At 61.3% G+C, this 5,564-nt stretch carries 7 protein-coding genes; 6 read left to right on the top strand and 1 reads right to left on the bottom strand.

From position 1 onward, the window contains the following. From ABIC78_RS21390 to ABIC78_RS21400, 3 genes are all read left to right on the top strand, one after another. On the top strand, nucleotides 1–906 hold a 906-nt coding region (locus ABIC78_RS21390), incomplete at its 5' end, for a TonB-dependent receptor domain-containing protein (protein WP_354491948.1). A gap of 101 nt (nucleotides 907–1,007) precedes the next feature. Beyond that, entirely contained in the window at nucleotides 1,008–1,754 is a 747-nt protein-coding gene (locus ABIC78_RS21395) for an electron transfer flavoprotein subunit beta/FixA family protein (protein WP_054130344.1), read from the top strand. Continuing rightward, the gene (locus ABIC78_RS21400) at nucleotides 1,754–2,686 is read left to right on the top strand and encodes an electron transfer flavoprotein subunit alpha/FixB family protein (RefSeq protein ID WP_054131887.1); all 933 of its coding nucleotides are present in this window, start codon (nucleotides 1,754–1,756) and stop codon (nucleotides 2,684–2,686) included. The genes ABIC78_RS21395 and ABIC78_RS21400 overlap by 1 nt, the downstream gene beginning before the upstream one ends. Nucleotides 2,687–2,713: 27 nt before the next feature. On the opposite strand, the gene ABIC78_RS21405 is transcribed toward ABIC78_RS21400, so the two are convergent. After that, the gene (locus ABIC78_RS21405; RefSeq protein WP_354491953.1) at nucleotides 2,714–2,887 is read right to left on the bottom strand and encodes an Arm DNA-binding domain-containing protein; all 174 of its coding nucleotides are present in this window, start codon (nucleotides 2,885–2,887) and stop codon (nucleotides 2,714–2,716) included. A gap of 1,159 nt (nucleotides 2,888–4,046) precedes the next feature. On the opposite strand from ABIC78_RS21405, the gene ABIC78_RS21410 reads away from it, so the two are divergent. From ABIC78_RS21410 to ABIC78_RS21420, 3 genes are all read left to right on the top strand, one after another. Beyond that, nucleotides 4,047–4,307: a hypothetical protein gene (locus ABIC78_RS21410; RefSeq protein ID WP_169041666.1), complete on the top strand. Its 261-nt coding sequence runs from the start codon at nucleotides 4,047–4,049 to the stop codon at nucleotides 4,305–4,307. 49 nt (nucleotides 4,308–4,356) lie between these two features. Then, a complete protein-coding gene (locus tag ABIC78_RS21415) occupies nucleotides 4,357–4,506 on the top strand; it encodes a hypothetical protein (protein WP_169041667.1) in 150 nt (49 codons plus the stop codon). A gap of 202 nt (nucleotides 4,507–4,708) precedes the next feature. After that, a complete protein-coding gene (locus ABIC78_RS21420) occupies nucleotides 4,709–5,491 on the top strand; it encodes an amidohydrolase family protein (protein WP_354491951.1) in 783 nt (260 codons plus the stop codon). Nucleotides 5,492–5,564 lie beyond the last annotated feature (73 nt).

Genomic DNA, 5,564 nt, shown 5'->3' on the forward strand with positions numbered 1-5,564 from the left:
TTCCCGACATCAGGCGATCTGCTGTTGGGTACGGCCAAATCGACGCTCAGCCCGGTCACCAGCCACCTGCAGGAAGACAACGTGTCGTTCCGCGCGGGTGTGAATTACAAGTTCGACCAGGGCACACTGCTCTATGCCACGGTCAGCCAAGGTTATAAGGCCGGCACGTTCTCGGCGATCGGCGCCTCGCGTATCCTGCAATATACCCCCGCTACCGAGGAAAAGGTGCTGGCATTCGAAGCCGGCTTCAAGGCGCCGCTGGCCGATCGTAAGGTCCAGCTCAACGCGGCGGCGTTCTACTACGACTATTCCAACAAGCAGGTTCGCGGGCGGATTGCCGATCCCGTGTTTGGCTTGCTGGAAAAGATGCTCAACGTGCCCAAGTCCTATATTTTCGGGATCGAGGGTGAACTGGTGGTCAAGCCGCTGGCCGGCCTGCACTTGAGCGCGAGCGCGACCTACCTCAAGGCCAAGGTGACCTCAGACTATTCCAAAACCCCTGACGGACAGGCAGTTTATAACGCTGCAGGCTATACCGGCAATTTCCGCAATTCCGAGCTGCCCTATACGCCCAAATTCAGCGCGAACGTTGACGCACAGTACGAACGCCCCATCGGTGACAACCTCGTCGGCTTTCTGGGCGGCACACTGACGTACCAGGGCCGGCAGAACACTACGTTCCACAATGCGGCGCTGCCCGCCGACGATTTCGAGATCGCCGGCTATGCCACGCTCGATGCGCGGATTGGCGTGGGTTCCGCCGACGGGCGTTGGCGCGGGACGATCTATGGCCGCAACGTGACCAACAAGACCTACACCACGGCGATCTCGACCTATCTCGACACGCTGATCCGCTATCGTGGCAAACCGGCGGTCTATGGGGCGTCCATCGCTTATCGCTTCTGATCGTGACCTGGCCCGGTGAAGGCCAGGCAAAAAATCCGGGGGCCGCTCCATTGTGGGCGGCCCTTCGTTTCTGTCCACGCCTTTCGTGAGAGTGCACTGCAATGAAAGCCCTGGTCTGCGTGAAGCGGGTGATCGACTACAACGTGAAGCCGCGGGTGAAGGCGGATGGCACGGGTGTCGAGCTGGCGAACGTGAAGATGAGCATGAACCCGTTCGACGAGATCGCGGTCGAGGAAGCCATTCGCCTGAAGGAAAAGGGCGTGGTGAGCGAGATCGTGGCGGTGTCGGTGGGGCCGGCAAAGGCGAGCGATACGCTGCGCACGGCGCTGGCGATGGGCGCGGACCGCGCGATCCTGGTGCAGAGCGACGACGAGGTCGAGCCCTTGGCGGTGGCCAAGATCGTGACGGCGATTGCCGGCGAGGAACAGCCAGGCCTGATCATCACCGGCAAGCAGGCGATCGACGACGATTCGAACCAGGTTGGCCAGATGGTCGCCGCGCTGCTCGGCCGGCCGCAGGGCACCTTTGCCAATGAAGTCAGCGTCGAAGGCGATCATCTGATCGTCAAGCGCGAGATCGATGGTGGCCTGGAAACGGTCAAGCTGGCGCTGCCGGCGGTGGTGACCACCGACCTGCGCCTCAACGAGCCGCGCTATGCCTCGCTGCCCAATATCATGAAGGCCAAGTCCAAGCCGCTCGCCACCAAGACCCCGGCGGACCTCGGCGTCGATGTGGCGCCGCGCCTCAAGACGCTGAAAGTGGCCGAGCCGCCGGTCCGCGCGGCCGGCGTCAAGGTGGCCGATGTCGATGCGCTGGTGGCCAAGCTCAAGGAACTGGGAGTCGCGTGATGGGTAAGGTTCTTCTCTGGGTCGAGCATGACGGCGCGGCCATCAAGGACGCGACGCTGAGCGCGGTAACGGCAGCGGGCCAGCTTGGCGACGTGGTCGCCCTGGTCGCGGGCGAAGGCATCGATGGCGTGGCGCAGGCCGCCGCGCAGATCGCCGGCGTGGCCGCCGTGCTCAAGGCCGATGACGCCGCCTATGCCCATGCGCTGGCCGAAAACGTCGCTCCGCTCGTCGCCGGGCTGATGGCCGACCATGACGCGTTCGTGGCGCCGGCCACGACCACCGGCAAGAACGTCGCGCCGCGCGTCGCCGCGCTGCTCGACGTGGCGCAGGTATCCGACATTCTCTCGGTCGAAGGGCCCAAGACCTTCACCCGGCCGATCTATGCCGGCAATGCCATCGCCACGGTCGAATCGGGCGATGCCAAGCTGGTGGTGACGGTGCGCGCCACCGCCTTTGCCAAGGCCGAGGCGAGCGGCGGCAGCGCCAGCGTGGACGCGGTGAGCGGCGTGGGTGACGCGGGCCTCTCCAGCTTCGTCGGCGCGGAAATCGCCAAGAGCGAGCGTCCCGAACTGACCAGCGCCAAGATCATCGTCTCGGGCGGCCGCGCCTTGAAGGACGCGGAAACCTTTGCCGCGACGATCACCCCGCTGGCCGACAAGCTGGGCGCCGCGATTGGCGCGAGCCGCGCGGCGGTGGACGCCGGCTATGTGCCCAACGATTACCAGGTCGGCCAGACCGGCAAGATCGTGGCGCCGCAGGTCTATGTCGCGGTGGGCATTTCCGGGGCGATCCAGCACCTTGCCGGGATGAAGGACTCAAAGACCATCATCGCCATCAACAAGGATGAAGACGCGCCGATCTTCCAGGTGGCCGACGTGGGCCTGGTGGCCGACCTGTTTACCGCCGTGCCGGAGCTGGTGGGCAAGCTTTGAGCATTTGCGTCGGCCTGCTCGTACGGATTAGCTTCCGGGATAGGCGCCAAAGCTTGCCTTCTTTTCGACGCGCTTGGGATTGCCCGGTTCGTCGCGGAACTCGGGCCGCCAGAGTTTGCCGCCCGATGGTTGGACCAGCAGGAACAGGCCCTTTTCGTCCGCCAGCTTATAGGGCTTCGCTTGAGGCTTCGCATTGCGGATTGCGGTGTCTCTCGGCGCCGTTGGGGGCCACGCCTTTCGCCGTTTTCAGGATGGCCCCCAAGGTGGCCCCCTGAATTACCGCGATTGCGGGCGAACAAAGGTGGTCGTCAGCGGTTAGGCCGATAGTGAAAATGACAGAAAACTGCACTTTTTTCAACTTTTGGCGAATAAGGCAATGGTGCCGGGGACGGACTATAACCAATCATAATAAGTAAATGATAAATACCATTTAAATTGGAAATATGCTTATTGCTATACGCCTATTCCCACAAATTTCCCACATCGAGCGGGTCACTTGGCAGGGGTGTTTGAGGGCGGATTTGGTTCCTGCTGCGCCGGATTTGCTGGATACTTAGCTCACTGAGCCGCGCGGTGCCACTGTGGCACGTTTTGCGATCAGTATTGGCTACTCCAAAGGCGTGAGATGCCTTTCATTTGTTGCTGACTGCAAGCGCTGGCAGTTGAGGCCCAGACTTGGTTTGAGCGAGAAGGCCACTTCGACTGTGAAGCTTGCTGTCGACGGGATGTTTTCGGCGAGCTTCTGGTGGGGTTAGCGGTTCGCCAGGAATCCACGACTTTGGAGGACATGGCCTCAGCCCGCTAGCGATCCTTGTATTGACGTTCAGCCAATGGGGTAACGCGTTTGTGATCGCGGCCCCTTAGGATGCTTGGGTCGTGCTCCGTTCCGCGGTACGTGTTCAACGTGGGCCAGGAGAGGACTCGAAAGTGGGTCGCAAAGCTGCGGAAACATGCGGTTTCTTGATGGCCTTTGAGGAGCGATACCCTCCCTAATACCCTAAGACTTTTCTCTGAGGAGGTTTGAGTCCGGCGGTGACCGGTACTGCCTACACGCAGCCCGATTTTAAGGGTGATTCGCCTGGCATGATCACGTTGCCGTAGCTGCGGAAATGGGCTTCTGATGAGCAGTTCAGCGGCGGAAGGCAGGGATGAGGAAGTTAACGGCGACCCAAAGTTGCCGTGGCGGTCGTAATGGAATCGTCTGGGTCGCGTCTCGGGACGTGGTGTAGGACCTGAGGGCAGCGCTGCTGGCCGGGTGCGCGCTTTCCGTATAGCGCCGTAGCGTCCGGCCAGCAGCGCGGGTGGTCACCGTGATTTTCGGCTAGGTTTGGGTTGCGAAGCCCGAACCTGGAGAACCACGATGACCGAGCGCGATCGCGCCACCGTTGCGGTTGGCGCGCGGACGGTCGGCACGGATGCCAAGGGGGCTAAGCGTGGCGGCTGGCTGGCGAAGGCTTCGTTCAACTCGGTCACGTCGTCGTGTTCGAGCGCGAAGACCACCATCAAACGTTACTGCTACGGTAGCCATGGCAAGCTGTCTGCCCACCTCACGACTTCATCAACGCCCTTAGATATGGTCGCAGACTCAAAACGCTATGCGCGCTCACCTCTTACCAGTTGATCTGAAAACGCTGCACAACCGCGAAGCGCGCCAGAAGGGGTAAGGCCAGATGCGCGCCCTGGCCGAGGGACTGCAGAAGGACAATGCGCTGGGGGCCGAACTCAGCAAGCGCGGTAATCAGCTGATCGGCGGGCAGTGTACTCAGGAATGGTCGCCGGGCACTGGTGGGCACAGTGCGCCCTTACAGTTGGCGCGCTGAATTGCCTTCGCTTCAGCTCCGTCTTTTTGACACGGCGAAGCAAAGCGGAACACGCGCAGGCAAGACGTCCTGTTCGCCCATGGTGCAATATCGCTCTCGATAAATTCCAGGGCCGACCGCCTCCGTGTTGCCGGAGATAGCCCGTGTCACCGAGGATGGGGCGGCGGTTCGCCTCAAGACATTGGATCGAGAGGCGGTTCCTATGGATGTACGTGCCGAGACCAAGACCGCTTACATCAACGGGCGCATCTACACCGGGGTGCAACGCGAGCGTTGGGTCGATGCCATGCTGGTCTGCGATGGCCTGATTGCAGCAACCGGGAAGACGCCGGACATTCTGCAACAAGCTGGCGCAGTCCCAGTCGTTGATCTCCAAGGCCGCATGGTGATGGCTGGTTTGCACGACGCGCACATCCATCTTCTCGCCAGCGGGTTGAAATTTCAACACGAGTGCCGGATCACCCCGAATGCCGGTCCTGAGCAGATCGTTCAGGAGTTGTGCAACTGCCCAAAATGCCGGACGCCTGCCCTGTCGGACTGGATCATCGCAGGGGAGATCAATCCCAATATCTTCCCGGCGGGTACACTCGACCGTGCGTTTCTGGACGAAGCGTTTCCCGACAAAGCGGTCTTCCTCTTTGACTACACTATCCATCATGCGCTGGTGAACAGCAAGGCTTTGGCGCTGGCAGGCATCGATGCACAAAGCCAGGATCCCCGGGGCGGTAGGATCATTCGGCGTCCAGGTTCATCCGAACCAACAGGAGAGCTCGTGGAACGTGCCACTTGGCCGGTCCACCGGGTGATCCCTGCCTATGACGACAGCATCTACAGCGATGCTTTGATCTGGGCGATGGAAACGTCGAGCCGGTTCGGGATCACATCGGTTCAGGAAGCCTCGGCAACCCTGGCTCAGCTTCGCATTTTGAACCAACTCGATGCGGCCGGCAAAATGCCGATGCGTGTAGCGCGACAAACTGGATGATGATTGCGCGTCAATCAGGATGAGAATGTGATTGTCGCGGCGCGTCGATCAGTGCCTGTTTAGGTTGTCGCTG

The organism is Novosphingobium sp. 1529 (genome assembly GCF_040544855.1).
GTDB classification, from domain to species: domain Bacteria; phylum Pseudomonadota; class Alphaproteobacteria; order Sphingomonadales; family Sphingomonadaceae; genus Novosphingobium; species Novosphingobium capsulatum.

Coding starts and splice junctions, on each gene's coding strand:
- ABIC78_RS21395 (WP_054130344.1), top strand. CDS start 1,008: ATGAAAGCCCTGGTCTGCGTGAAGCGGGTGATCGACTACAACGTGAAG.
- ABIC78_RS21415 (WP_169041667.1), top strand. CDS start 4,357: ATGCGCGCCCTGGCCGAGGGACTGCAGAAGGACAATGCGCTGGGGGCC.
- ABIC78_RS21410 (WP_169041666.1), top strand. CDS start 4,047: ATGACCGAGCGCGATCGCGCCACCGTTGCGGTTGGCGCGCGGACGGTC.
- ABIC78_RS21420 (WP_354491951.1), top strand. CDS start 4,709: ATGGATGTACGTGCCGAGACCAAGACCGCTTACATCAACGGGCGCATC.
- ABIC78_RS21400 (WP_054131887.1), top strand. CDS start 1,754: ATGGGTAAGGTTCTTCTCTGGGTCGAGCATGACGGCGCGGCCATCAAG.